Raw genomic sequence first — 26,002 nt, forward strand, 5'->3', positions numbered from 1 at the left:
TGAGCTACTTAGGGTGGTCTAGGATGTTGGCTGGGAAGTGTTGTGGGCGATATTGAGTGCATGACTTTGTTTAGACATGAGCGCCCACGCGGTAGTGACGGCGAATCCGCCGGCTAGCACTAGTCTAACTGTCGTTAGTCCGCTATAGGTGTAGAGCACTGTGGCCAGTGCGAATCCGAGTGGGTAAACCGCAAGGATAAGAGTGAGGATAATTCCCATGACTGATCCGCGTTTTCCTTCGGGGAGGGATTCCATAATGGCGATTGTGGCACTGGCGTTGATGATCGCGAAGGCAATGCCGAGGAAAAATGCGCCATTTATAACTGCTGACAAGTCCCATAAACTCAGCATCATTAGTGCGCCGATGAAACTGAGGAAAGTAGCACTCAGAAATAGGGTGGAGTGGGTGATTTTTTTGGCTAGCAGCCCGTAGACGATTCCGCCGACCATCATGCCTCCTCCCATGGCTGTGAGAATCCAGGCGATGTACTGTCGCTGATTAAGCAGTGTGAAATGTGTGGGCAGGACGAAGCTTTGGGTGACCGTGTAGAGGACGTTGATTCCAATCGCAAACGTGATGGCGAAACGCAAGAGCGGAGTTTTGCGGATTAAGGTGATGGAAGTTGTTATGTGGCCGATGAAGTTATGTGTTTGTGTTGTGCTTTCGTATTCGCCGATATCGTAGGGGATAAGTGCAGTAGTGAAAGCGGCTAGGAGGGAACAGATTCCAGTGGCTAGGAGCGCCCAGGATGGGTTGGGCATTATGAGGAATACTCCAGCGAGTGCCGGGCCGATGATGAGCGCGCCTCCTTGTAACGTTTGGAAGTATCCGGTGATAGTTTCATATTTTATCGACGACGACGTGGCCACCTGCGGGCCGAGAGCTTGCCGAGCGGTTTGTCCGGGGACGTCGGCGAATGCTCCGAGGATTCCGAGGGTGATGAACCATAGTGCACTGGTTAGTCCGATCCAGTCGATAACGAAGAGGGTAAAGACGGAGAGTGTGGATAGGAGATCGGCGGTGAGGCTGAGAGTTCGGCGGTTGATTCGGTCTGCTAGTGCTCCGCCTAGAAATCCGGCACATACTTGTGCGCTGGTGGTGGCTACGGCGATGATTCCTGCCCAGGTCGGTGAACCGAGCCGGATGATGATAAGTACGGGCAAGATTACTGTGATGAGGGAGTTGCCGAGGATAGATAGTGCGTTTGAGGCGAGGTAGGCGACGGCATACCAGGTTCGTTGAGGGAGTGCGGAGTTGTGTTGCTCGAGCGAATATTGTTTCGTCATATTCTCACCCTAAAATATGGTCCTAGGGGACAGGGCAACTCTTGGCACAGTGGTCACCCAATTTATTGTGTTTGTCTGCTATCGAGCTATCCTCGTATAATCGATTAATCGCACCCACATTGTCCTAGTTGAAGGCGTACTTAATGCGACGATTTTGGGGGTTCTGAGTTGCGGTCAGTGACCGGATATCGTCCTTGGCTAACCTACACAGTTGTGGAAGCCTATACTGGCGCGATAACCTCTTTCGCTGTTACGCTCTTCGCTTATGAACTATCTGGATCAGTAACGGCTGCTGGCGGCTTGGGAACCCTGAGCTCGGCCATAAGCTATGGATTAGCGATGTTTGGTGGAGTTTTTGTTGATTCGTATGATCGACGCCGACTGATGGCTATCCGTGTCAGTTTAAGCCTGCTTATATGGGGGACAATGAGTGTGCTGGCGATAACCGGTGTGCTCAGCTTTCTCATATTTAGTGTTTTAGTGTGTTCGGCAACAGTTGTTAGTGGGCTACTGGGATTATCTGGTGAATCTGCGTTGTGGTCTTTAGTGAGCGGAGAAAATTATGTAACGGCAGCAGGATTTCGCTGGATATTAAAGTCGCGGCAAATGACAGCGCTTACCGCGTTAGCGGTGGTCGTTAACGTGGGCATATTTTTATTGATGTCTTCTGTTACGTTAATGCTCTTAGCGAATGGGACTGATACTACAGTGATCGGTTTTGTTGTTACGGCACAGGCCGCTGGTGTGGTGCTTGGGTCCCCAATAGCTGCGCACTTGACGAAGACGATCCCTGCTGGGCGCTTATTGCTGGTCACCTCGCATCAGTGTTGTTTTTGTTGCCCATTGTCTTTAGCCAGAACCTCGTGTTAATCGGGGTGTGCTATTTCTTGTGGGGCTTGTGTGTACCGGTGGCTTTGACGTCCGTGATTGCCGGTAGCAAGGTTGATGCTGGTTGGGGAGTGTGGGCGATCGCCAGCGGAGTTGTGTGCGCTATGCTGGGTTTATCCATCCTGTTCATTGAACGTTCCCTCTTAGCTATCCCGCGGCCTGCTGACTGGCCTAGTGAAGTTCCGAACTAAAGTATTCGTCAGCCGCGCTGATCAACGCGAAAATGTGCTGATTTTGCCCACAGATCTGGGGTAGTTCCGTGTGTACAGCAAAATGTGTGGGAGGTGTCCTTTAGGCTGGAAGTGTTATGAGTACTAATGATGCGTTTGTTTCAGCAATGGATCGGTTAAAGTCGAAGATCGCTACGGCTCAGGAGTCGCCGGCGGTTGGTTCGGTTGCGCCTAGGTTATCTCGGATGGATGACGACGGCGCTCGTGGGCGCGATGATGCGCGCGTGAAAGAACTGTTAGCAGGTCTTAATCCCCAGCAACATCAGGCAGTTGTCCATACTGGTGGGCATTTGCTGGTGGTCGCTGGGGCCGGTTCTGGTAAAACCCGGGTGTTGACTACCCGTATTGCCTATCTCATTGCTACTGGTCGGGTGCGTCCACACGAAATTTTGGCGATTACCTTTACGAATAAGGCCGCTAAAGAAATGCGCGAACGGCTAGAATCGTTGCTTGGATCTACCGCGCAACGCATGTGGATTTCTACGTTCCATTCGGCATGTGTACGCATTTTGCGTACGGAACATCAGGCTTTGGGGATGCGGTCATCGTTTACGATTTATGATGCGGCAGATTCTGCCCGGCTGATGAAGATTGTAGCGCAAGAGGAAAACATTGATATCAAGGCTTTCCCGCCGAAAACACTGAGTCGGAAAATCTCTGATCTGAAAAATGCGATGGTTACGGTTGGGCAGGCGAAAGAACAAGCTGCAGATCGTGACGATCAGATGATTGCTGATGCCTACGCTGGATATCAGCGCCGGTTACGGGCCGCTAACGCGGTAGATTTCGATGATTTGATTATGCTGACGGTGGGTTTGCTGCGTGATAATCCAGCGATCGCAGAACATTATCGGCGGCGTTTCCGGCACGTATTAGTAGACGAATACCAGGATACGAATACAGCTCAGTATCAGTTGGTGCGTGAACTCGTTGGTGAAGAAACTGATCAGCCACATGGTGAATTAACTGTTGTTGGCGATGCGGACCAGTCTATATACGCTTTCCGTGGTGCAACGATTCGCAATATCGAAGATTTCGAGCAAGATTTTCCGAACGCTACAACGGTTGTACTGGAACAGAACTATCGCTCCACCCAAAATATTTTGACGGCCGCTAATTCACTCATTGCTAATAATAAAGGGCGGCGGCCAAAGAAATTATGGACTGCTGAAGGCGACGGCCCGAAGCTTGTTGGTTATGTAGCGGATGCAGAATCGGACGAGTCAGCTTTCGTCGTCGAAGAAATCGATCAAGTACGCACCAAGCACGGCTATAAATATGGTGATATCGCTGTGTTCTACCGGGCTAACGCGCAATCACGTGCCATTGAAGAAATGTTTGTGCGCTCGGGTATTCCGTATAAGGTTGTTGGCGGTACTCGGTTCTATGAGCGTAAAGAGATTAAGGATGCGTTAGCGTATTTGCATGCGGTAGCGAATCCGGATGATACAGTGTCGATTCGCCGAATCTTGAACGAACCGAAACGTGGTTTGGGGGCAAAAGCCGAATCGGCTGTCGCCATGCATGCCGAAAAATACCGGATATCGTTTGGGCAGGCGCTCCACGATGTGGCCTATCCAGAACAAGCTGTTGAAGCTGGACGCAGTGCAGTGGAAGGCTTGCAGGCACGTGCCCGTAACGCCATGAGCGCATTTGTTAGCATGTTGGAAACCGCGCGGGCCCAAGCTGATGCCGGTGAGGCTCCAGCTGACATCTTAGATACATTAATGGACGCCTCTGGATATTTGGATACTCTTCAAAAATCGAAGGATCCGCAAGATGAAGTACGGGTAGAAAACCTTGCTGAACTCCACGCGGTAGCGTCTGATTTCCGTGTACGGAATGAAGAGGGCTCCCTTGCTGATTTCTTGGATCAGATCTCGTTAGTGGCCGATTCGGATCAAATTCCAGATGAGGATAGCGAAAACGAAGGCGAAGTCGTCCTCATGACGATCCACACCGCGAAAGGGCTAGAATTCCCAGTAGTTTTTGCAACTGGATTTGAAGATGGAACATTCCCGCATATTCGTGCTTTGGCATCTGCAACGGAACTAGCTGAAGAACGCCGGTTAGCTTATGTGGCGTTAACTCGTGCTCGGCAGCGCCTATATATCACGCGGGCTGCCACCCGTTCCCAGTGGGGTGCTCCGCAAGAACTACCGCCTTCACGATTCTTAGATGAGATTCCGGATGAGGTGATCGACTGGCGGCGTGTGGCGTCTGCAATGGACACAGTTCGCAGTTCTTCTTGGGGGAGTGCGCGCGATAGTTGGGGTGCGAAGCGTAACAACTGGAGCAGCGTGAATGATGATGATTTCGCTCCTGTTATTGGGAGCGGAAGCGGGAAGTTCACCCCCGGGAAAATTCTTGAAACTGAGCCAGAACCCGTTCAGCCTTCCAATCCAGATCCTGACATTAGCGGAGGGATCAACGTTGGTGATAAAGTTCGTCACGCAAAATTTGGTACTGGCAAAGTGATCTCGTTTGAAGGAAGCGGAAAATCCACAGTAGCCAAAGTTCGGTTCGATAGTGGGGCAGTCAAGCGCCTCATGCTTCGTTTTGCACCGTTAGAAAAGATCTGAAACTATGACTGATTCACCTTATTCGTTACGCTCACAACGTCCAGTCCGCACTACGGCTTCTGCAAAGCATCCCGGGCGGCGTGAAACTTTCCGTTCGCGTTCCCGCGGTCAGCAGGCGTTCAATGATCAGGGCGGATATATCGCTGGACTAGATGGCCTGCGTGCTTTTGCTGTGCTATCAGTCATTCTTTACCATGTGTTTCCGGGAGTTGTGCAAGGTGGATTCCTGGGAGTAGACGTATTCTTCGTTATCTCCGGTTTTTTGATCACCACGCTTCTGCTACGTGAAGACCGTGCAAACAACTACATCAATCTGCGGAACTTTTGGGTGCGGCGAGCTCGTCGTCTTATCCCAGCGTTAATTACGTTAATCATTACAGTCGTACCAACTGCCTGGGCCATCAATTCAGATCTGTTAGTCGGCATTGGGCGGCAAATATTAGGTGCGCTAACTTTTTCTACCAATTGGCTCGAAATCGTTCATGGATCGAGCTACTTTGATGCGACCGCGCCATTGCTTTTTAAGAACTTCTGGTCATTAGCTATCGAAGAACAATTCTATTTACTGTGGCCAATTATTATGCTCGCCATTTTGGCCTTGGTGAGCAGGCTACGTACCCGAATCGCGATATCCGGTTCGGTGATGCTTTTTTCTGCGTTCCTCATGATGTTCCTCTACACGGGGGACAACTACACGCGTCTCTATTACGGCACTGATACGCATATTTTTGGGCTTTGCGCTGGTATTACGCTTGCATTTCTATGGGCAGATCGCGATCAGCGTATTTTTGAGTCGAAACACTGGCAATCCTTCCACGCTCTCTTGGGATGGGGTGGCCTAGCAATACTGAGTGTTTGTGTTTTTGTTATGCCGGAAACTGGCCCATGGGCCTATCGAGGCGGCATGCTTTTCGCTTCGCTAGCTACCACACTAGTAATCGCTGAGATGCTTTACCCGCGCTCCCTTCTCGCACGAATCGGCGAGCTACCGGTACTACGATGGTTTGGTACGCGGTCTTATGGCTTGTATTTGTGGCACTGGCCTATTTTAGTACTCGTTGCAGCTGCTTACCCGGTAGCGATAGGGAGTTCAGCTCGTCTAGCGCGATCCGCAGTAGCTATCGCGATCACTATGCTTATCGTTGAAACCTCATATCGTTTCATTGAAACACCAGTTCGTCGTCGTGGCTACCGTCAGATCATTGCATTTTTACGAACCAAGCTACCTCACAACCGCGTCTACACAGCGCTAGCTTTCATTGTCTTGCTACTAACCGGCACGACTATTGCGGCAACATTCTTTGCGCCAGAAAAAACCAGCACCCAGATTATGATTGAACAGGGTAGCCAAGAATCAGGTGCTGAATTAGCAGAAACCGGTGGCTCGCATTCTGACGCTCAAGCAGGTGACAACGGGCCGCGTCCTAACCGTCCCACTGAGCTTTCAAAAGATCTTGATACCACGATTCCGAACACCTACGAAGTTACGGTCATTGGTGACTCGATGGTGTCGGCCTCCCGTACCGGTCTTCTGCACGCTATGCCGGGCGTTAACGCACTTGGTGAGCCCTCAACGCAGTGGTCCGGTGCAAGCAAGATGATCCAAGCAGCAGAAGATAACAGCCAGCTCGGCCGCGTCGTCGTTCTCGATTTCGGGACAAATGGTGGCGTAAGCCAGCCAGACCTCGTTCGAGACGCGATAGAACAACTCGGCGAAAAGCGAATGGTCTTCTTGGTTAACATTTATTCCCCATCAACATTCGTAGCGGAATCAAATAAGACCCTAGCGAAAATTGCAGATGAATACCCAAATGTTCAGCTAATAGATTGGCACGGATTAGCGTCAAAAGAGCCAGACCTATTACAGGTAGATGACACCCACACGTCAATCGACGGCGCTAATGCATATGGCAGACTCATCAAGGATGCCATTACTGCTGGAGCTACTGAGTTCTCGGATAAACAAGGAATAGAACCAGGTGCCGGCTGGGCTACTGAACCGCCAGCTGAGCCATCAGCGCAATCCGAAGATACCGAGAAATAAATAACGGTTAGTAGTTTCCACAATGAGGCGAAAACAGGTAGGCTGAATAACAAGTCTCGATGTTGAGACACCGGTGTAACAGGACGACCACAACGGAAGGATACTCCGTGGATCTATACGAATACCAAGCTCGCGAACTCTTCGCCAAGCATGACGTTCCAGTGCTACCTGGAATCGTGATATCTGCCCCTGAAGAAGCACCACAAGCTGCACATACCTTGCTGGAACAAACTGACCTTCTTGTTGTCAAAGCGCAGGTGAAAACTGGCGGGCGCGGCAAAGCCGGGGGAGTGAAGCTAGCTCGCACACCACAAGAAGCTGAAGAAAAAGCCCGAGCTATTTTAGGTATGGATATTAAAGGTCATACAGTTCATCAGGTCTTCATCGCCGCTGGTTCTGATATTGCTGAAGAATACTATTTCTCGATATTGCTTGACCGCTCCGAACGCCGATATCTTGCTATGTGTTCCAAAGAAGGCGGAATGGATATTGAACAACTCGCCGTGGAACGCCCAGAAGCACTTGCTAAAATACCGGTAGACCCCAATGAGGGTATAACCGTGGAAAAAGCACGTGAAATTGTTGCCGCTGCGGGATTTACACCAGCTGAACACGATGTGTTGATACCAGTGATCTTGAAACTTTGGGAGACCTTCACCCAGGAAGACGCAACATTGGTTGAAGTCAACCCGCTTGTCAAAACCCCACAAGGGAAGATTATCGCTCTTGACGGCAAAGTTTCGTTAGACGACAACGCCCGGATCCGTCACCCCGAACATGCCGGCTATATTGACAAGAAAACTGAAAACCCGCTCGAAGCTAAAGCTAAAGCTCTCGGATTAAACTACGTTAAGTTAGACGGCGGTCAGGTTGGTGTTATTGGCAATGGTGCTGGCCTAGTCATGTCCACTCTTGATGTGGTTGCCTACGCTGGAGAACAATACGGAGTAGGCCCAGCTAACTTCCTTGATATTGGTGGAGGAGCAAATGCGGAAGTCATGGCTCATGGTCTGGACGTCATTCTTAACGATCCTGATGTCCGTTCCGTATTTGTCAACGTCTTTGGCGGAATCACCGCGTGTGACGAAGTCGCAAACGGCATTGTGCGCGCACTTGAAACACTCGGTGACGCCGCGAATAAACCAATCGTTGTTCGCTTAGACGGAAATAAAGTAGCTGAAGGTCGCCAGATTCTATCCCAGGCAAACCACCGGCTTGTTACCCTCGAAGAAACAATGGACGGAGCTGCAGCCAAGGCCGCTCAGCTCGCTGGAAAGTGAGAACTTATTATGGCTATCTTCCTCAATAAAGAATCCACCGTTATCGTCCAGGGCATGACCGGCTCAGAGGGACAAAAACACACTCGCCGGATGCTTAGCGCTGCCACCAAAATTGTGGCTGGAACCAATCCTCGTAAAGCCGGAACCAGCGTGGAATTTGACGTCAAACCAATCGGCATCGATGCAGACAAGCGTCAAGCTGGTACCGTATCGATTCCAGTTTACGGCACTGTAGCAGAAGCTAAAGAAGCAACAGGAGCAAACACCTCGGTTATCTTCGTGCCCCCGGCCTTCACCAAAGCGGCAGTTATTGAAGCTGTCGATGCTGGATTGGACCTCGTCGTCGTCATCACTGAAGGTGTGCCGGTCAAAGACAGTGCTGAATTTGTACAGTATGCCCTAGACAAGGGCGTTCGCCTCATCGGACCAAACTGCCCTGGTATCATCACCCCAGGTCAATCAAATGTTGGCATTACACCACCAGATATCACTGGCCCAGGCAAAATCGGTCTGGTGTCAAAATCTGGAACCTTAACCTACCAGTTAATGTTTGAACTAGCGGACATCGGATTTACCACCTGCCTAGGTATCGGCGGAGACCCGGTCATCGGCACCACTCACATTGATGCTCTTAAAGCCTTTGAAGCTGACCCGGAAACCGAGCTGATCGTCATGATTGGTGAAATCGGTGGCGACGCAGAAGAGCGTGCAGCTGCCTACATCAAAGACAACGTGACCAAGCCGGTTGTTGGATATGTAGCTGGCTTTACTGCGCCCGAAGGTAAAACAATGGGCCATGCCGGAGCTATCGTTTCCGGTTCGGCAGGAACTGCGATGGCAAAGAAAGAAGCCCTTGAAGCTGTAGGTGTCAAGGTAGGCAAAACCCCAACTGAAACAGCGAAGATAGCCCGAGCTATCTTGAATAACTAACTGGACGCTTACAGTTTTACTTGAGTTTGTTGTCTGCGACTAAATCGTAAGCAACACACCATGTCAATACCGTGCTTTCAAGACCATTACGCGTAACGATGGGAACTAATGAATACTCACATTGATCTTTCGCGCTACTGGTACATTTTCCGTGGTGGTATTGCTGCGCCATTTTTCTCGTGGTTCGGTGTTTTCCTTGTCGTCATGGTGTTCTATACGCTCAATGCGTCTGCCCAGATGATGGGAGACATCGTCTGGCAAAGTGCGGCATTTTTTGCCACTGGCTGGTGGACCACGATCTTCGGTGGGGCTGTTTCAGTTGGTGGCGCATCGCTAACGCTCATGCCGTTGCTCCTGACCGGCGTGGTTATGTATGCCTCGTATCAGAGCTGGCGCGGTCGAGATCTGGAAACATGGTTTGATGTGCTCGCTGCCGCGTTGAGCTGGCCGGCTGTAATTGCGGTGCTGTCACTTGCTGGCCGCGCGCCGGGGGACTGGTGGTTTGCGCTAATCGGCTCCTTTATCTTAGCTGGACTAACGGCGATGTGGAGCGCCCGCGAAACACTCCTGTATTGCCTTCCATGGTGGTCGTATGTGGATCGCGCATGGAAATATGCTAGGTGGTTAAGCTTCTTCATGCTGGGAGCTGCATGTGGCGTCACCCTATTGTTTATCCTGATAAGAATTGGAACTATCAGCGAGATCCACGGTTATTATTTGACCGGAGTTACCGGCACTATTGGACTGATACTACTTCAGCTGGTGTATTTTCCGGCACTCGTGGTGTGGTTCTTTTCTTGGCTAGTTGGAGCGGGATTCGCAGTAGGCACGGGAACAAACTTTTCGATATTCGGCGTCGAATCGGGTCCGTTGCCAGCCATCCCTGTTTTTGGGGCGTTACCTGCACCAGGCGAGAAAATGCTGTGGCTATTCATCGTCTTAGTCGTTCTCGCATGTCTATCCGGGGTAGTCGTGGCTCGTAAGTTGGTTCCGACGACGACGCTATCTACTCAACTGGTTGATGCAACGTTAGCGGTTGTACTGAGCGCTTTGGTTGTTTCGATTATGTCTTTTATGGCTCTGGGAGCTATCGGCCCGGGACGGATGGCAGAAACTGGCCCTGTTCCGGCGTTGACGGCTGCCTTCACGCTCATGTCGATTGGTTTGCCGTTCCTTTTGGGTGTTGGTCTTTCTCATCCGACAACGCTAGGCTTTGTTAAGGAACATGTTCGTCGGGATACTACAAAGCCGGTGTTGCCTGATGAAGCCGCTGAATCATCGGCAGAAAAAGGGGAGGTGTCGCATGACTGAGCATCGTGTACCCTCGGTGTTTTTCTTCGTGCTCCTAGCATTATGGATCGTGGCAGTCATCATATTGTCATACGTCTGGGGTGTTCAACCTGCAATGTACACCTTCGCTGGAAGCTTAGCGGTGCTGGCGTTTGCACGGCTTGTTTTGCCTGCAGGCATGATCCCGCAGGTACGTTCGCGTTGGTTCGACGTCGTCACGCTTCTCACGCTGGCACTGGTGCTCGCATATCTCGCCAATTGGGGAGATACCCCGGCAGTGGTGTAGCTAGTTTGCTGGCTACGGATCCGTGGTCAGATACGAAATCGGTGCTCCGCAGAGCACCGATTTCGTTAGTAAACAGCGTTATTGAATAATCGCTAGATCTTCGAGCGGTCCATCGTAAGTCGGATCCGAAACTACGTAAACAACGTGCTTGAGTGGCAACCACCACGGATCAAGCTGGGTTCGTGATTCGAGATCGATTAAATCTCCAATATGGGATAGTGGCATTGCTTGGATAACTCCGCCAACCATACCAATATGGAACGAACGTGCGTTCTTAGCGTGCGTACGCAACTCGTCGTCGAGAATATTGATCGCCGTATTGACGATACGAGCGGCCATCGTCCGGTCAAACGGGGACGGATTTCCACCCTGCTGTGCGTGTCCAATAACTGAAGTACGCACATCAAACAGGTTGTGACCTTCTTCTTCAAAAATCCGGCTCAAGAAATCTGTGGTGTAATACTGCGAGGCGTCTTCATTACGTACGACCAAATACAAGTGACGACCCTGCTCAAACGCATAAACCATGCGCTGAGTATCTTGGGCGAGTTGTGGCAACGTGATGCCAGTTTCTGCCAGATAGACTTGCTCCGCACCTGAAGAAATTGCGGAGAACAACGCCAAATATCCGGTGTTGCGTCCCATCGTCTCGGCAACGAAACAGCGCTGCGAGGCCGATGCAGAGGTTCGAATTTTGTCGAGTATCTCCACATTCGTGTTCAATGCGGTGTCGGCACCGATCGAGTGTTCCGAACCGGGCAGATTGTTGTCGATCGATGCTGGCACACACACGATCGGAATGTTGAAGCCAGGATACCGGTCTTTCTCTTGTCCCATATCGAAAGCCATCTTGTATCCGGCGAAGCCACCGATAACGATCAGCGCATCGAGCTCCGCGTTTTCGATAGCCCGGGAGAGTGCATAGTACTGGTCCACACCGGGGATCGTGCGGCGGGTGCCCAATCCGGCGCCTCCGTCTTCAGCCCAGCCTTCGACGTCGCCCCATTCGAGCTTCCGGATATGGCCTTCGAGCAAACCTGGGAAGCCGCCCTCGATGCCAATCATCGTGTATCCGCGGTCAATTCCAAGTTTGACAGCAGCGCGAGCAGCCGGGTTCATTCCTGGCGCAAGTCCGCCGGCGTGAATAATACCAACGCGCGGTGATTTGGCAGAGTTATTGCAGGTTTTGCATGTGGGGGAGGACATGGCTTCAAAAATGTCGATCATTTCGCGGAATCCAGACCCGCGTGAGTCAATAGCGGCCTCCCAGTTCCCTTCTTTAAGGTAGGCCTTCACCTTTCGAGTGTTCGCAACGGCTTCCATCATCGGCATGCGCACAATTCGGTTACGCTTGGTGCCAATAATCGTTGGCTCGGTATCTGGACCAGCATTGACCATGTCGAGTGCTGCTGTATAGCCGAGCAGGGTAGGCATCCAGCGGTCATACGCGGATGGTTGGCCGCCGCGCTGGACGTGCCCCAGGGATGTAATGCGAGCATCTTCGCCAAGACGATCTTTGATGACGGATGCGACTTGTGTAGCGGTGATCGGGTTACCGGCGCGATCGAGAGCTCCTTCAGCGAGGATAATGAGCGAGTCACGCCGACCGCGTTCACGCCCCGTACGGAGCTTGGTGGTCATTTCTTCTTCCCAGCCGTCTTCTGGTGGAAGTTCTGGAATGAAGACGTAGTCGCAACCGCCAGCAATAGCGGACATGAGGGCCAAATATCCGCAGGCTCGTCCCATCACTTCAATGATGAAGGTACGCTGGTGGGAGGCTGCTGTAGCTGCGATGGCGTCGATCGCTTCAATAATGCGGTGTAATGCAGAATCGGTGCCGATTGTCATGTCGGTACCAACTAGGTCGTTGTCAATCGAGCCAACGACTCCGGCGATACGTAAGTGTCGGTGTTCTTCGCCGGCTTCGGGGCTCACCTCGCCTTCGGTGACGAGTTCGTTGAGGAGTTCGGGCCAAAATTCGCGTAGTTCATCGGCTCCGGATAGAGTTCCATCACCGCCGACGACGACGAGACGGTCGATTCCGCGCTGTACTAAATTACGAACGACTTTCTTTAGTCCGGAGCGCTCGCGGAATTCGTCTGAGCGAGCGGTGCCGATCGCTGTTCCGCCTTTGGAAAGAATGTTCGATACCGATGACCATGACAGCTCTTGGATGAAGTCGCCGCCCTCAATGGCTCCTTTCCATCCTTCGTGGAGTGCGAACGGGATAGCGCCAGCATGGAGGGCTGTTCGTACGACGGCACGTACGACGGCGTTCATGCCTTGTGCGTCACCTCCAGAGGTCAAGATTCCAATTTTTGGGCGCTGTGCGCGTTCTTCATCGCTGAGCATCGTTGCAGGTTCCAGCATAATTTTCTCCTTAACGCAGGAAGAATGTGTTGTCCATATCCCATCTTGCCACATTTAGGTTAAGAATCTTCCACACTTTGGGATGTATTCGGTTTTATGTGGGAGGTACGTTCTACAATAGTAGGTACGAGGCTTGGAGGAAAGTGTGTTTCGACGTCGTGGTGTAGCGGTTGCAGTCAGTGCTTTGCTGGCGCTTGTAGGAGTTGGTATTTCGGGATGTTCCAACGGTCAGCCGGAAGGCTATACCCATTATGACGCTGGCTCCCATAAAATCCGGATTAACGGCGTAGAGTATCCCCTTGAGCTACCGGGTCGGGCGGATCTGAAAGTCGAAGGTTCGTCAGTCATTCCTTCGGACCTTGGAGTTGACGCAGCAGTTCGTGGGTCGGATGCTTCTCGTGAAGGTATATTTCGAGCCCATGATGGTAATGAACAATTTTATTTCTTGTTAACTGACCGATTCGCTAATGGAGATTCCTCTAATGATGATGGCGGGTTAGGCGATGATCGTCTAGTTTCTGGATATGATCCCACGAATGAGGGTTTTTACCTTGGTGGTGATCTACGCGGTATCATCGATCATCTGGATTACATTCAGGGGCTTGGGACCACAGCTATCTGGATCTCGCCACCGATGAAGAATAAGCCCGTTCAAGGTAAACCAGGTGAAGAATCAGCTGGATATCACGGATACTGGGTAACAGATTTTACTGCGATCGATCCGCACTTTGGTACCATGAAAGACTTTACTGAGCTGATTGATAAAGCCCATGATCGTGGGCTGAAAGTCTATATGGACATTATTACCAACCACACTGCGGATGTTATTTCGTATAAGGAAGATTCCCAGAAATACGTCCCTACCACTGTTAAGCCGTATCTTAACAAGGCAGGGAAACCGGTCAATCTTTTTGAGGTTGCTGGCAAAGAAGATTTTCCTGCGATTGATCCGAAGTCATTTCCCTATACTCCGGTAGCAGGTAAGGAAAAGAAGGTTCCTAGCTGGTTAAATAACGTCAATCTTTACCATAACCGTGGGGATTCAACTTTTACTGGCGAATCCATAACCATGGGGGATTTTTTTGGCCTCGATGATTTGATGACTGAGAATCCGGAAGTTGTGCGCGGTATGGAAGATATCTATCAAAAATGGTTAGCCACCGGTGTTGACGGGTTCCGTATTGACACGGTTAAGCACGTGAACATGGATTTTTGGAAGGAATGGACTCAGGCTATTAAGCGTAAGACTGATGAAAATTTCTTCATGTTCGGCGAAGTCTATGACACTGATGTGCCAACGTTATCCCAGTACGTACGAGAAACCGATATGGACGCTGTTCTCGACTTCCCATTTCAAAAAGCGATAGTTGGTTATGTTAATGGTGGTAAAGCGCAAGGCTTGGCAGACATGTTTGCACAAGATTCGCGATATGTCACTGAGCGCGCAACTGCGTTAGATTTGCCGACCTTTCTGGGAAACCATGACATGGGACGGATCGGGTCAATGGTGCAGGGTGATAAAGTAGCTTCCTCTGTTTTTGCGCACGGACTGATGTTTACCATGCGTGGTCAACCAGTTGTTTATTATGGTGATGAACAAGAATTCGCCGGTAAGGACGGCGACAAAGCTGCGCGTCAGCCGTTGTTTGCTACTGAAGTGCCGGGCTATCAAGAACAACCGTTGCTCGATGGTAGTGAGTTCGGTAAAAATGCTCATATGGATAAGGATAACCCGCTTTATAAGGCGATCGCGAAGCTTTCGAAATATCGCAAGGAGTATCCGGGGCTATCGAATGGCGCTCAAATTGAGCTACTTAACGATGGCAATACCTACGCATTTTCACGTATTGATCCGGATGAAGGTGTCGAATACGTGGTTGTAGCAAACTCTGCTTCGCAGCCAGTTCAAGCGAAAATTCCAGTTTTAACAACAACTTCGGACTGGTCTCTTGTGATGGAGGTGGCAGACGGGACGGTTTCGGCGCCAGCAAATACGCCAACTCCAACTGCTTCTAGTTCTGGTGGTACTACTGAACTGACAGTGGACGTGCCGAGCCAGGGGATTAAGGTCTTTAAAGCAGGAAAGAAACTTGAACGGGGAAGTGGAATTACGCGATTGACTGGCGTGAAAACGGCAGATTCAGCTATCGAACTAACTGCCCATACGCAAGAACATCGGTACGCTAACACAACTTTTTTCTATCGCATTGTTGGTAGCGGAAAATGGTTCCCATTGGGATCTGTTGCCGGACCGAACCCAAAGATTTATCACAATCTTCAGGGGATGAAAGATGGAACTTTGCTGGAGTATCGTGCCATCACTGACGGTGGTCGCGGTGAATCTTTCACCTACCTAGTGGGTGGTCCGGATCCTACTTCCGGAAAATGAGCTGTAAATCGGATTCAAAGAATATACGAAGAAAAGCTAGACTAAGAATTTGTTGATTGTTGTGTTGCTCCATCGGCAGCACACATGTAATGGAGGAGAAACCATGCCAAGCCCAATAGATGCAACCCAAACCCCTGCGTGGCATAAGCTCACGGATATTCATAACAATCTTACCGTGGACTTCCGCGCATGGTTCGAACAGGATGCGGAGCGCACTGAAAAGTTTAGTCTCAGCGCTGGAGATCTATTTGTTGATCTTTCGAAGTCGGTTATGACTGATGAGATGAAAACCGCGTTGGAAGAACTAGCGGCGGAAGTTAACCTGGCTGAACGCCGGGATGCAATGTTTAGCGGTGAGCGCATCAACATTACGGAAAATCGCTCGGTTCTTCACTCTGCCTTGCGTCGGCCGAAGACGGATTCGCTCACTGTCGAGGGCCAAGATGTAGTTGGTGATGTCCATAGCGTCCTTGAGCGGGTTTATGCATTCGCTAACAAGGTTCGTTCTGGTCAGTGGAAGGGAATCACCGGTAAGACCATCAAGACTGTAGTTAATATCGGTATTGGTGGATCCGATCTCGGTCCTGTCATGGCATACGAAGCTCTCAAGCCGTTTAAAGCAGAAAACATCGAGTGCCGTTTTATCTCTAACATCGATCCTACCGATGCTGGCGAAAAGCTATCCGGACTTGACCCAGAAACAACACTATTTATTGTTGCTTCTAAGACCTTCACAACTTTGGAGACGTTGACCAATGCGCGTATCGCACGTGCTTGGTTGCTACGGTCGCTTGAAGAACAAGGAGCACCAACAGATGGGGCAGTGGCAAAGCACTTCGTAGCAGTCTCTACCGCACTTGATAAGGTTGCTGAATTTGGTATCGATCCAGAAAACGCATTCGGTTTCTGGAACTGGGTAGGTGGACGCTACTCAGTGGATTCCGCTGTTGGAACATCTTTAGCTATCGCGATCGGTCCAGATAACTTTGCTGATTTCTTAGCTGGTTTCAACAAGATGGATGAGCATTTCCAAAACACGCCATTCTCGCGTAACGTTCCAGTCCTCATGGGAATGTTGAATGTTTTCTATGTCAACTTTATGAATGCTGCTACTCACGCAGTTCTCCCATATTCACAGTTCTTGCATCGCTTCCCGGCATACTTGCAGCAGCTCACCATGGAATCGAATGGTAAACGCGTGCGTTGGGATGGTACCCCTGTTACCTCTAAGACCGGTGAAGTCTTCTGGGGCGAACCAGGAACGAACGGTCAGCATGCCTTCTACCAGTTGATTCACCAAGGCACACAGCTTATCCCGGCTGATTTTATTGCCTTTGCAAACCCAACATATGCATTCAAGGATGGCGATGCTGATCAGCACGAACTATTCCTTGGTAACTTCTTTGGTCAAACGAAGGCACTTGCTTTCGGCAAGACTGCTGATGAAGTTCGCGCAGAAGGAACCCCAGAAGAAATCGTATCTGCACGCGTGTTCGAAGGAAACAAGCCGACTGCTTCAATTATGGCTCCAGAGCTGACCCCGTCCGTCCTCGGGCAACTCATTGCATTATACGAGCACATCACCTTTGTTCAAGGAATCGTCTGGGGAATTGACTCCTTTGACCAGTGGGGCGTTGAGCTCGGCAAGCAGATGGCCAAGGCGCTCACGAATGCAGTTAGTGGGGACAAGGCCGCGCTTGCTGCTGAAGATCAATCTACTCGCGCACTCATCGAATACTATCGTGCACATCGCACTAAGTAACTAGAGCAATAGCTTATATAAGTGATGGGTGAGCCACTGGCTCACCCATCACTTATATAATTCGCGACCGCAATTGCTTAGCTATTTGGCTCAATCTTCCATAGAACTCGTGCATAACTGCGACTTGCCCAATAAATAATGATTCCGCAACCAACAATGCAAGCTAGCAGGGTACCAAAGAACCAGCCTGGCGTCTGCCATGCCATAGTTTGACTTGGCATGATAATAACCAGCAGTGGCACAAAAGTAGACGCCATAACCACAGCGTTGAGCATTTCTGCTCGAAAATCATCCTCCCACCGTGCAGTAGCATCATCTCTAGCAGAAATCGGGATAGATGCATAGCGAGCAGCCAGGTATATTCCTGCTGGAATAGCCATATTGGTTACAGCAAGGAGAATAATGAAGAGGGTTTTTGCTGCTAACGCTGGCCAAACATAGATGAGCCCCACGGTTTGAGAAATTAGTGAGAACGTGATGTATCCGATCAATGCCCATACCGGGACGTAATCGAGCAAACGTGGCTGCACATTGCATGAAAGATGCCGTAAGACGGTAGCGTCAGTGTCTGGATATGGTCTTCCAGTAAAATCAGCCATATCTGCATGGAACCGAAGCCAAAGCACGATTGTGTAGCCTGCAATTAGGCTAAGCATGAATGATAAAGGAGAGAAAACGTTCGTCAAACCTAAAAATGCTAGTTGGACAATAGATACAAAAATCATCGCTATTTTCAGCTGAGGCCGGATCCTTTTCTCTCTGCGATTGATCCGTGCAATGAACTCGGAGGTTGGCGCTGGTAGCGGAATAGCTCCGCGTGGAGTGAATGAGCTACGCCGGGTTTCCATGCGGTCAGTCATTTTGGGAAAAGTTATAACAGCGTAAGCCAGTGCACATCCTGTAATAATCCACAGAAAGTCAATTATATGTAGCCCCCCCAATCTGCATGACGCTCCTCAATTGCTCCAGCTTCGTCCTAAATTACGTTGATTTTATCACTAAAAACTGGCCAATTTATGAGTAAAAAATTTGCCAGATATATCAATATATTCGCCACATTTAATAAGTGCGGGACTAAAAGCCACCCAGAATAACTCGTTGGCAAGGTACTCTTAGAGGTGGTGTGAGAATTCATCTCGCTCAATGACAACCTGGCGTCATGTTCCGGGAAAAGGGACAGCGCCTCAGAATATAGGAGTTGACTACATGGCTGAGCTTCGTACTCCGGTTACCGTCACCGTTACTGGCGCTGCAGGAAATATCGGATATGCACTACTGTTCCGTATTGCATCAGGTGCACTACTTGGACCTAACGTTCCAGTTCGCTTGAACCTCCTCGAGATTCCACAGGGCCTCAAGGCGGCAGAAGGAACCGCAATGGAATTGAACGATTCCGCATTCCCATTGCTCGAGTCCGTGAACATCTTCGACGATGCCAACAAGGCTTTCGAAGGTACCAACGTCGGTCTCCTCGTTGGTGCACGTCCACGTACCAAGGGTATGGAGCGCGCTGACCTCCTTGCTGCAAACGGTGGTATCTTCGGCCCACAGGGCAAGGCAATCAACGACCACGCAGCTGACGATGTTCGCATCCTCGTCGTTGGAAACCCAGCAAACACCAACGCACTCATCGCTGCTCACAACGCACCAGATGTACCAAACGAGCGCTTCACCGCTATGATGCGCCTAGATCACAACCGTGCAATCTCCCAGCTTGCAGAGAAGACCGGCGCAAAGGTCTCCGACATCAAGAAGATGACCGTGTGGGGTAACCACTCCGCAGATCAGCACCCAGATGTCTCTTGGGCAACCGTTGCTGGTAAGCCAGCAACCGAGCTCGTTGACGAAGCATGGTTGGCTGACTACTTCGTGCCAACCGTTGCTAAGCGCGGTGCAGCTATCATCGAAGCTCGCGGTGCTTCCTCAGCAGCTTCGGCAGCTTCGGCAGCAATTGACCACGTTTACAACTGGGTCAACGGCACCCCTGAAGGTGACTGGGTTACCCCAGGTATCTGGTCCGATGGCTCCCACTATGGTGTTCCAGAAGGTCTTATCTTCGGCTTCCCAGCAGTCTCCGAAGGTGGCGAATGGAAGGTTGTCGAAGGCCTCGAGCTTTCCGAGACCACCAAGGCTGGCATCGAGCGCAACGTTAAGGCTCTCCAAGAAGAAGCTGACGCAGTGCGCGAACTCGGCTTAATCTGAGTCTAGTTTTTAGCTAAAGGCGGGGGCTACGGCCCCCGCCTTTTGTGTTACCATCCGAAAGATGTCGGCTAAACTCGGCAATAGCGCAAATCTCGGCCGTATAACGCTAGGTTTGCGCTATTGCCGAGTTTTGCGCACGCCCCGAATAGGAGAAACTATGAAATGCCCATGTGATTCTGGCAAGACCTATGCTGATTGCTGTGAACCCCTCCATGACGGTGTGCGCTTGGCGGGTTGCCCAGAAGAATTGATGCGTGCCCGGTATAGTGCGTACGCTCTTGGCCGGGACGATTTTGTTTTTACCTCATGGCATCCAAAAACCCGCCCACCGGATGTTTCCACTGATGGAATCCGATGGACGGGCTTGGACGTTATTGAAGCAATAAACGACCAGGTTGAATTTATTGCATCGTATGTTGATGAGACATCAGGAGAGCAAGGCACTCTTCACGAACGATCAGTTTTCGTTGTTCGGGTCGGTAGGTGGCTCTACCTCGAGCCACTCAGTCTGACTAGCTGAAGGTGAGGTTTCGAAATTTTGCGCAGCCCGGTAATCCTCGGTAGTGCCGGAATAATGGGTGCCTTCACCGCTCTGCACGGTGTGCGCAGACATATCGGTTGCTTCAGCCGATCGCCGAGCCGGGACCAGCGCAGCAATAGTACAAGCGCCGGCAAATATAAGAAGCAAAACGACGATCAGTGTGGATGTATCTATTTGCGCGCTAGTTCCTTGCAAGATAGCAATAATGCCGCAAAGTGATGTAACGATTCCCCACAAGAATGTTCCGATTTTCATTGAAGTCTCCTAGTTCTCTGATTGGGCAGGGGCTATTTCTAATGCAGGCGTATCAGAATTGATGGGGATTCCACGCTGGCGTGCAATAAACGTCACCGCATCTTGGCCATTGAGCGTTTCAGACAGGCGTACATCACCAACTGCATAGGTAATAGTGATACGTCGGGCAGATTTGGGGTCTTGTTGAGCTGCCGGGCTCGTAATTGTTATATGAGACTTTGGTGTGGAAGAACGGTTGATCACCGTCTCGTTGGGAATGACGTACCATTCGTCGGGCTCAATCGGGGTGTCGGGTTGTGGATCTCCAAATCTGTCACCATTGCGCTCTGAGTGGATTTCTGGTGTTGGCGTGATATAAGTTTCTCCGTTGTGATCGTGTACTTTCCATCCTCCCATGTCGTCCATTGTGATAGTTCCGGTCAGAGTGATGTCAAGAATGACTGGATCGTTGCGATCTAAGACGTATTTCGAGTCAGTGAACACTGCACTGATGCTACTTTTATCGGTCAAGTGAGTGGTGCTGTGCTTGTGGTGATCTATAACTCCGGCGGAACCAGTTCGATCTGTTTCAGCGAAGAACTTGAGCTTGTCATTGTCCATGATGGCTTGGGGAATAAGGAAGGATATGGGGATAAGTGTAACGACTGGAAAAACCAGGAGCGTTGCGATGAAGCTGAGCCAGGTGCTTCTCTTTCCACGGACTCCTGCCAAAATAATGCTGACTCCGAGGATTGTGAGAGGTATGCCCAGGGCGAGTAAAACTGACGAGATTGTTCGGGGAGTGACGAGCAGGGTGACAGCTGCGGCGCTGGCGCTTAACGCGAGGGTAATGAGAATAAATGCTCCAGAGACTGCGGGAGTGCGGGGGCGTAGTTGAGGGCGTGGTTGTGGCTCTGTTTTTTGTTCGAACGACGACGGCGTAGCGATCGATGCGTCAGCAGCCTGGTCATGTGCGGCGAAAGAATGTGCTGGGACAGTAGCTGGATGGGTGTCGTGCTTCTTCCGCAAAATGATGACAACCGTCATCATAATGACTGCCACGATAAGTAGAGATCCAGTGAACCGAGAATAGAACAGCCAGTGCTGATGGGCCAGCTCTTCGAAGAAGACCCATATTCCTATGACGAGCATAGCGAGGCTCGCAGCGAATCCTCCGGAGAGCCGACCCTCGACGACTTCTTCGAGCTCGATGCGGTTGTCTGGATCGTGTGGCAAAAGCAACCAGGCAAGGCCATAAGCGATAATACCAATGCCAGCGAAAAATGCCAGAATGATTGCTGCTAGTCGAAGCAAGATAGGAGAGATATCCCAGCGGTGAGATAGTCCGGCGCAGATACCACCGAGGTATCCGTCGTCCGTCCGCCGTATCGGTTGGGCGGTTAACCGTTCGAAAATGTTCATATTTTCATCGTGACAGATGAAACGTTCATCGGCTATCAGGTGGCACCCTGATTTGCCCCTGATTTTAGACGTCAGGGTAAAAATGCGGTGGAGGCGTGTGGAATGATAGATGCTATGACGATGAACAAAAACTATTCACACCTACGGGCACCAGGGGTGATCGAGCGTCCGCCACTAGTCCGTCGCTCGCCGCGTGTTGTTGCCGGAGTTGCGCGTGGACTAAGTGTTCATTTGGGCGGATCTGTCGTTGCATGGCGGTGGACATTTGTTTTGGCTATCCCATTCTTTGGCGCAGGTCTCTTTGCGTACATGATCCTGGCAGTGCTGATGCCAAAAGACCCTGGTTTATCCGGGTATCAACGCCGGCTTGCGCCAAAATTGGAGTTAGAACAGAAGATAGATAACCCGGCGCGTAAGCCACTGATTCTCACTGCTCTCATTTTGTTAGCAAGCGCAATTGGTATCGTGCTTGTCAGTAGCGGGTATGGTAGTAATCTCATTCCGTTTTTGATCGTTTTGGCCGGCGCGGGCATTGCATGGTCACACCCGATAAGTAGCGATTCCGCTCCGATTGGATGGACAATTACCGGTGCGCTTATTGCAGTGAGTGGAGCTTTGACGCTCACCAGTACGCAGTACGGTTTTTATCAAACTGTGGCGAGTCTCGGTGTGGGGCTAGCTGTTCTTATTGCTCTGGCCGTGGTGATAGTTCCAGTTTTGTTGCATAACCGAACTCAGCTGCAAGATATTTATGTACAGCGAATTCGGGAAGCTGAACGCGCAGATATCGCTGCGCATTTGCACGATTCAGTGCTTCAAACGCTGGCATTGATTCGTTCTCGAGCGGATTCGCCAGATGAGGTTGCGAGTCTGGCGCGAGCACAGGAGCGAGATTTACGTCGCTACTTGTATTCTGATCGGGCTGATGCCGGAACGTCTGTTGCCGACGACATCTCGCGCATCGCGGCAGACATAGATCAGCGGTTCCATACCGAGATAGATGTGGTTATTACCGGAGATGCGGTACCTAGTGCCCGCACGCATGCGTTGCTCGGTGCCAGCAGAGAAGCTTTGACTAATGCTGCCAAACATGCGCCAGGAAAAATATCGCTATTTGCTCAGCTCGGCGAAGAGGTATGCGAGGTGTTTGTGCGTGATCGCGGTCCAGGATTCGATGTGGATTCTATTCCAGCGGATCGCGCAGGCATCAGAGACTCGATTCGGGGACGCATTGCTAAGGTGAATGGAGAAGTTGAGATCCGTTCACCGTTACCCAGTGGAGGTTCAGAAATAAGAATGCGGGTTGTCAAAGAGGATAAGTCATGAGTCTGTCTGTTTTTATTGTTGATGATCACAGCCTAGTTCGTGCCGGAGTGCGAGCACAACTGGAACAGTTTTCCCAAATCGAATATGTCGGTGAAGCAGATTCGGTTGATAGTGCCGTAACATTATTAGCTGGTATGGCAGGTGAGTCCGTTCCCGACGTCGTGTTGTTGGACGTTCATCTGCCCGGCGGGCATGGTGGTGGTGGAGCTGAGGTCGCTCGGCGCGTTTTGCAAGCTGGGGTAGCTACTCGGTTTCTGGCGTTGTCGGTTTCTGACGCGGCGGAGGACGTTGTGGCTGTTATTCGTGCTGGCGCTCGCGGCTACGTGACGAAGGCCGTCAGTGCAGAAGAACTCGTGGAAGCAATAACGCGGGTAGCGGCTGGCGATGCTGCATTCTCCCCGCGGCTAGCAGGTTTCGTTCTCGATGCCTTTGGCGCGCAAGCAGCAGATGTAGCCGAACGTAACGAAGAATTAGATCGACTTTCACAACGTGAGCAAGAAGTCATGCGGTTAATCGCTCGTGGCTATACCTATCGGGAGACCGCCGCCGAATTATTCATCTCTATCAAAACCGTGGAAACTCACGTCTCGGCAGTGCTACGCAAACTTCAGCTGTCAAACCGTTATGAACTATCTCGATGGGCGGCGGCTCGGGGGATCGACTAATAGTTTCACTCTAGGAGTGTTTATAATGGTACTTTGGTACTGAAATGTGTTGAAAGCAACATTCTAGATCCACGATTTCCTTATTAAGCCTATTTATTATTTTATATAGAAATAGTCGCGAAAGTGTAGAGGTGATGTTATGGAAAGCTCAGTAAAAGATGGGGAAGTCACGTCAAAAAGCGTAGGGTATTTTGATCTAACTAGGAAAAAGAATGCGAAACGCGAGAAAGGGGCTGCTTCTGAAAAAGAACAACCATGGTGGCGGTACCTTCTTATCGATTTTGGGTTTGCAGCTATCTCTTCTTTCTCTTTTCTGCTGCCACTGCTGTTAGCGTATTTCAATTTTATTCCTAAAACTGGAGTAGCTTCTCCTGCTAAATTATTACACAATATTAATACTTACTTCTTAGATGAAGGGAACTGTGGTTCCTTCAGTACAAATATTCCCTTATTTTTCAATGTTTTAGCGGCGGTGGGGGTTGCGGCAACAGTTGCATTGTCGAACGCTAGTGAGAGAATAGAACTGATCGTAAATAACAATAGTATTCAGAAATCCAGTAGCGAAAGTGATGTAAAAGGTAAAATTTCTAATCTAAAATATTACCAAGCCCTGCAACTATTCTTATTCTTATTTCGTGTTATTATTCTATTCTCGCTAGCTGTTCTTTGTATTCGAGGACAATACGCTCTTATAATCGGGGTTTCATTATTTTATGCTTTTATCTTTATTCAGTCCCGAATGGTTGGCCGATATATTGTTAGTTTACCAAGGCCCTTGTATGAAGCTAAAGTTTGGGAACGTGCGCAGAAGAGCGTGGCTCTTGCCTGTGGTAACAATACAGAAAGCCGAAAAGCTAGAAGAAAATATGAAATCTTGCGGTGGATTCAGCGCTCTTTAACTATTTTATTTTCGATTCTTATACCGGTCTTATTGTGGAAGGGTGGAGGAGGGACTCTTGCAGTATCAGTAGGAGTTGGGTTTCTATTGATCGATTTCTTTCTGCACTATTTCAGACGTGACTCGATTCCTGCGATGGGAAATAGAGCCGATAGTTTGATGACTATTATTCTGTTTAGTAGTGCTGCTAATATTAGTATAGTACTTGTCTCCTTGAGCGCGATACGGTATATTTCCTTAAGTACTTTTCTTAGTATATTGCTATATATAATTATGATTGTGTGTCCAGTTTCGATTGCAGCCATTGATATCACGTTGGCATGGCAGGCTGAACGTGGTAAGAATTATTCTTACTATCTTGGAAAAGCTCTAATCGAAGTGCACAAGGCGCAGGTTGAGCGGAGAAACACACGACAAAACTCAGAACGACGGGGATGGTACAAAAGGTTAAGCTCTCCCCGACCGACGGTGTATAAGATTGATAATCCAGAGGGATATTTTCCGTTAGAAGAATCTATAGACAAGAAGACAAAGAAAACGTCTTATACTCTCCCCGTTATGAAAACTTATGAATCTAAACAGTTTCCCGGCTACTTTGTTCTAAATGTATGGGATTATTTTTGGACTGAGGGGAAAAAGGGAATATGCGAAGAGCTTTGTCATAGAGCTAGTTTGAAACTCAGTTGGCTACGACGAAAAATCAACTGTCTTACAAGAAACGAGAACTCATCGCAGTCTCTTGTAGACTAAAACAATGACACGCGACGAAGAACTGTACCAGCGTATGCTTAACGGTGAACTGTACAAGCCAGAGGGTACACAATTTCAAGAGATCCACAGTCATGCGATGGTCTGCCAAGACGAGTTTAATGCGTTGCCGTCGGCCGATTGGGATGCACACTATGCAGTGCTCACGCGGTGGCTTGGCCGTGTCGGTGACGGTGTTATTGTGCGGGCGCCGTTGCGTGTTGACTATGGAAAACACGTGACGATTGGTGATGGCACGTTCGTCAATTATGACTGTATTTTTCTCGACGTCGCCCCGATTGCTATTGGCAAGAACTGCCAGATCGCGCCACGCGTTCAGCTGCTAACTGCGTGGCACCCACTTGAACCTACCTTGCGTAGTGAAGGCTGGGAGGGTGGTAGCCCTATCGTCGTCGGAAACAATGTTTGGCTGGGTGCTGGAGTGATGGTTCTTCCCGGCGTCAGTATCGGAGATAATAGTGTCATCGGTGCCGGATCGGTTGTCACTAGGGATATTCCGGCCAACACAGTAGCGGTTGGTAGCCCCGCCCACGTAGTGAAAGAACTACCAACCGACGTCAGTGCAAGAGACGTGATTCCGTCACATCTGCTCGATTAACAGCCATAAC

Annotated in this window: 21 protein-coding genes; 16 read left to right on the plus strand and 5 right to left on the minus strand. The window is 50.1% G+C overall.

Going from position 1 to position 26,002, the window contains the following annotated elements:
• Positions 1-18: 18 nt before the first annotated feature.
• Positions 19-1,287, minus strand: coding sequence for an MFS transporter (locus BLT51_RS04660; protein WP_091280436.1), 1,269 nt, complete (start codon positions 1,285-1,287; stop codon positions 19-21).
• Positions 1,288-1,500: 213 nt separating this feature from the next.
• Between BLT51_RS04660 and BLT51_RS04665 the strand changes: the two genes are divergently transcribed.
• The 8 genes from BLT51_RS04665 to BLT51_RS04695 all read left to right on the plus strand — a co-directional run bounded on the left by BLT51_RS04665 (position 1,501) and on the right by BLT51_RS04695 (position 10,817).
• Positions 1,501-2,157 (plus strand): MFS transporter, encoded by a 657-nt coding sequence (locus BLT51_RS04665; RefSeq protein WP_157672902.1) that lies wholly within the window; start codon positions 1,501-1,503, stop codon positions 2,155-2,157.
• Positions 2,151-2,366 carry a hypothetical protein gene (locus BLT51_RS09070; RefSeq protein WP_157672903.1) on the plus strand — a complete coding sequence of 72 codons (216 nt, stop codon included), beginning with the start codon at positions 2,151-2,153 and terminating at the stop codon, positions 2,364-2,366. The genes BLT51_RS04665 and BLT51_RS09070 overlap by 7 nt, the downstream gene beginning before the upstream one ends.
• 116 nt (positions 2,367-2,482) lie before the next feature.
• On the plus strand, positions 2,483-4,987 hold the full coding sequence (gene pcrA, locus BLT51_RS04670) for a DNA helicase PcrA (protein ID WP_091280441.1): 2,505 nt from the start codon (positions 2,483-2,485) through the stop codon (positions 4,985-4,987).
• A 4-nt stretch (positions 4,988-4,991) separates the two neighbouring features.
• A complete protein-coding gene (locus tag BLT51_RS04675; RefSeq protein ID WP_091280443.1) occupies positions 4,992-7,031 on the plus strand; it encodes an acyltransferase family protein in 2,040 nt (679 codons plus the stop codon).
• A gap of 107 nt (positions 7,032-7,138) precedes the next feature.
• On the plus strand, positions 7,139-8,311 hold the full coding sequence (gene sucC, locus BLT51_RS04680; protein WP_091280446.1) for an ADP-forming succinate--CoA ligase subunit beta: 1,173 nt from the start codon (positions 7,139-7,141) through the stop codon (positions 8,309-8,311).
• Between the two features lie 9 nt (positions 8,312-8,320).
• Entirely contained in the window at positions 8,321-9,241 is a 921-nt protein-coding gene (gene sucD / locus BLT51_RS04685; RefSeq protein WP_091280450.1) for a succinate--CoA ligase subunit alpha, read from the plus strand.
• A gap of 108 nt (positions 9,242-9,349) precedes the next feature.
• A complete protein-coding gene (locus BLT51_RS04690) occupies positions 9,350-10,552 on the plus strand; it encodes a cell division protein PerM (protein ID WP_091280453.1) in 1,203 nt (400 codons plus the stop codon).
• Positions 10,545-10,817: a DUF3017 domain-containing protein gene (locus BLT51_RS04695; RefSeq protein WP_157672904.1), complete on the plus strand. Its 273-nt coding sequence runs from the start codon at positions 10,545-10,547 to the stop codon at positions 10,815-10,817. The genes BLT51_RS04690 and BLT51_RS04695 overlap by 8 nt, the downstream gene beginning before the upstream one ends.
• Before the next feature lie 78 nt (positions 10,818-10,895).
• On the opposite strand, the gene BLT51_RS04700 is transcribed toward BLT51_RS04695, so the two are convergent.
• Positions 10,896-13,187 carry a 6-phosphofructokinase gene (locus tag BLT51_RS04700; RefSeq protein ID WP_091280459.1) on the minus strand — a complete coding sequence of 764 codons (2,292 nt, stop codon included), beginning with the start codon at positions 13,185-13,187 and terminating at the stop codon, positions 10,896-10,898.
• A 145-nt stretch (positions 13,188-13,332) separates the two neighbouring features.
• Here BLT51_RS04700 and BLT51_RS04705 point away from each other — a divergent pair, with 145 nt between their 5' ends.
• Entirely contained in the window at positions 13,333-15,576 is a 2,244-nt protein-coding gene (locus tag BLT51_RS04705) for an alpha-amylase family glycosyl hydrolase (protein WP_157672905.1), read from the plus strand.
• A 103-nt stretch (positions 15,577-15,679) separates the two neighbouring features.
• Positions 15,680-17,338, plus strand: coding sequence for a glucose-6-phosphate isomerase (gene pgi, locus BLT51_RS04710; protein WP_091280466.1), 1,659 nt, complete (start codon positions 15,680-15,682; stop codon positions 17,336-17,338).
• A gap of 77 nt (positions 17,339-17,415) precedes the next feature.
• Here pgi and BLT51_RS04715 read toward each other — a convergent pair whose 3' ends face one another.
• On the minus strand, positions 17,416-18,198 hold the full coding sequence (locus BLT51_RS04715; RefSeq protein ID WP_157672906.1) for a hypothetical protein: 783 nt from the start codon (positions 18,196-18,198) through the stop codon (positions 17,416-17,418).
• Positions 18,199-18,544: 346 nt separating this feature from the next.
• On the opposite strand from BLT51_RS04715, the gene BLT51_RS04720 reads away from it, so the two are divergent.
• Together BLT51_RS04720 and BLT51_RS04725 are read left to right on the plus strand one after the other, a co-directional pair.
• The gene (locus BLT51_RS04720) at positions 18,545-19,540 is read left to right on the plus strand and encodes a malate dehydrogenase (RefSeq protein ID WP_091280476.1); all 996 of its coding nucleotides are present in this window, start codon (positions 18,545-18,547) and stop codon (positions 19,538-19,540) included.
• Between the two features lie 157 nt (positions 19,541-19,697).
• Entirely contained in the window at positions 19,698-20,060 is a 363-nt protein-coding gene (locus BLT51_RS04725) for a YchJ family protein (RefSeq protein WP_091280479.1), read from the plus strand.
• On the opposite strand, the gene BLT51_RS09075 is transcribed toward BLT51_RS04725, so the two are convergent.
• Positions 19,998-20,336 (minus strand): hypothetical protein, encoded by a 339-nt coding sequence (locus BLT51_RS09075; protein ID WP_157672907.1) that lies wholly within the window; start codon positions 20,334-20,336, stop codon positions 19,998-20,000. The two genes, BLT51_RS04725 and BLT51_RS09075, sit on opposite strands and share 63 nt — an antisense overlap.
• A 9-nt stretch (positions 20,337-20,345) precedes the next feature.
• On the minus strand, positions 20,346-21,737 hold the full coding sequence (locus BLT51_RS04730; protein WP_091280482.1) for a PspC domain-containing protein: 1,392 nt from the start codon (positions 21,735-21,737) through the stop codon (positions 20,346-20,348).
• A gap of 114 nt (positions 21,738-21,851) precedes the next feature.
• Here BLT51_RS04730 and BLT51_RS04735 point away from each other — a divergent pair, with 114 nt between their 5' ends.
• The 4 genes from BLT51_RS04735 (at position 21,852) to BLT51_RS04750 (ending at position 25,992) form a co-directional block, all read left to right on the plus strand.
• Complete coding sequence (locus tag BLT51_RS04735; RefSeq protein WP_157672908.1) at positions 21,852-23,063, plus strand: ATP-binding protein; 1,212 nt, start codon at positions 21,852-21,854, stop codon at positions 23,061-23,063.
• A complete protein-coding gene (locus BLT51_RS04740; protein WP_091280489.1) occupies positions 23,060-23,728 on the plus strand; it encodes a response regulator in 669 nt (222 codons plus the stop codon). Before BLT51_RS04735 ends, BLT51_RS04740 begins: the two co-directional genes overlap by 4 nt.
• Before the next feature lie 139 nt (positions 23,729-23,867).
• A complete protein-coding gene (locus BLT51_RS04745; protein WP_091280492.1) occupies positions 23,868-25,376 on the plus strand; it encodes a hypothetical protein in 1,509 nt (502 codons plus the stop codon).
• Positions 25,377-25,380: 4 nt separating this feature from the next.
• The gene (locus BLT51_RS04750) at positions 25,381-25,992 is read left to right on the plus strand and encodes a sugar O-acetyltransferase (protein WP_172801321.1); all 612 of its coding nucleotides are present in this window, start codon (positions 25,381-25,383) and stop codon (positions 25,990-25,992) included.
• Positions 25,993-26,002 lie beyond the last annotated feature (10 nt).

Source organism: Arcanobacterium phocae, from assembly GCF_900105865.1.
In the GTDB taxonomy this organism is placed as follows: domain Bacteria; phylum Actinomycetota; class Actinomycetes; order Actinomycetales; family Actinomycetaceae; genus Arcanobacterium; species Arcanobacterium phocae.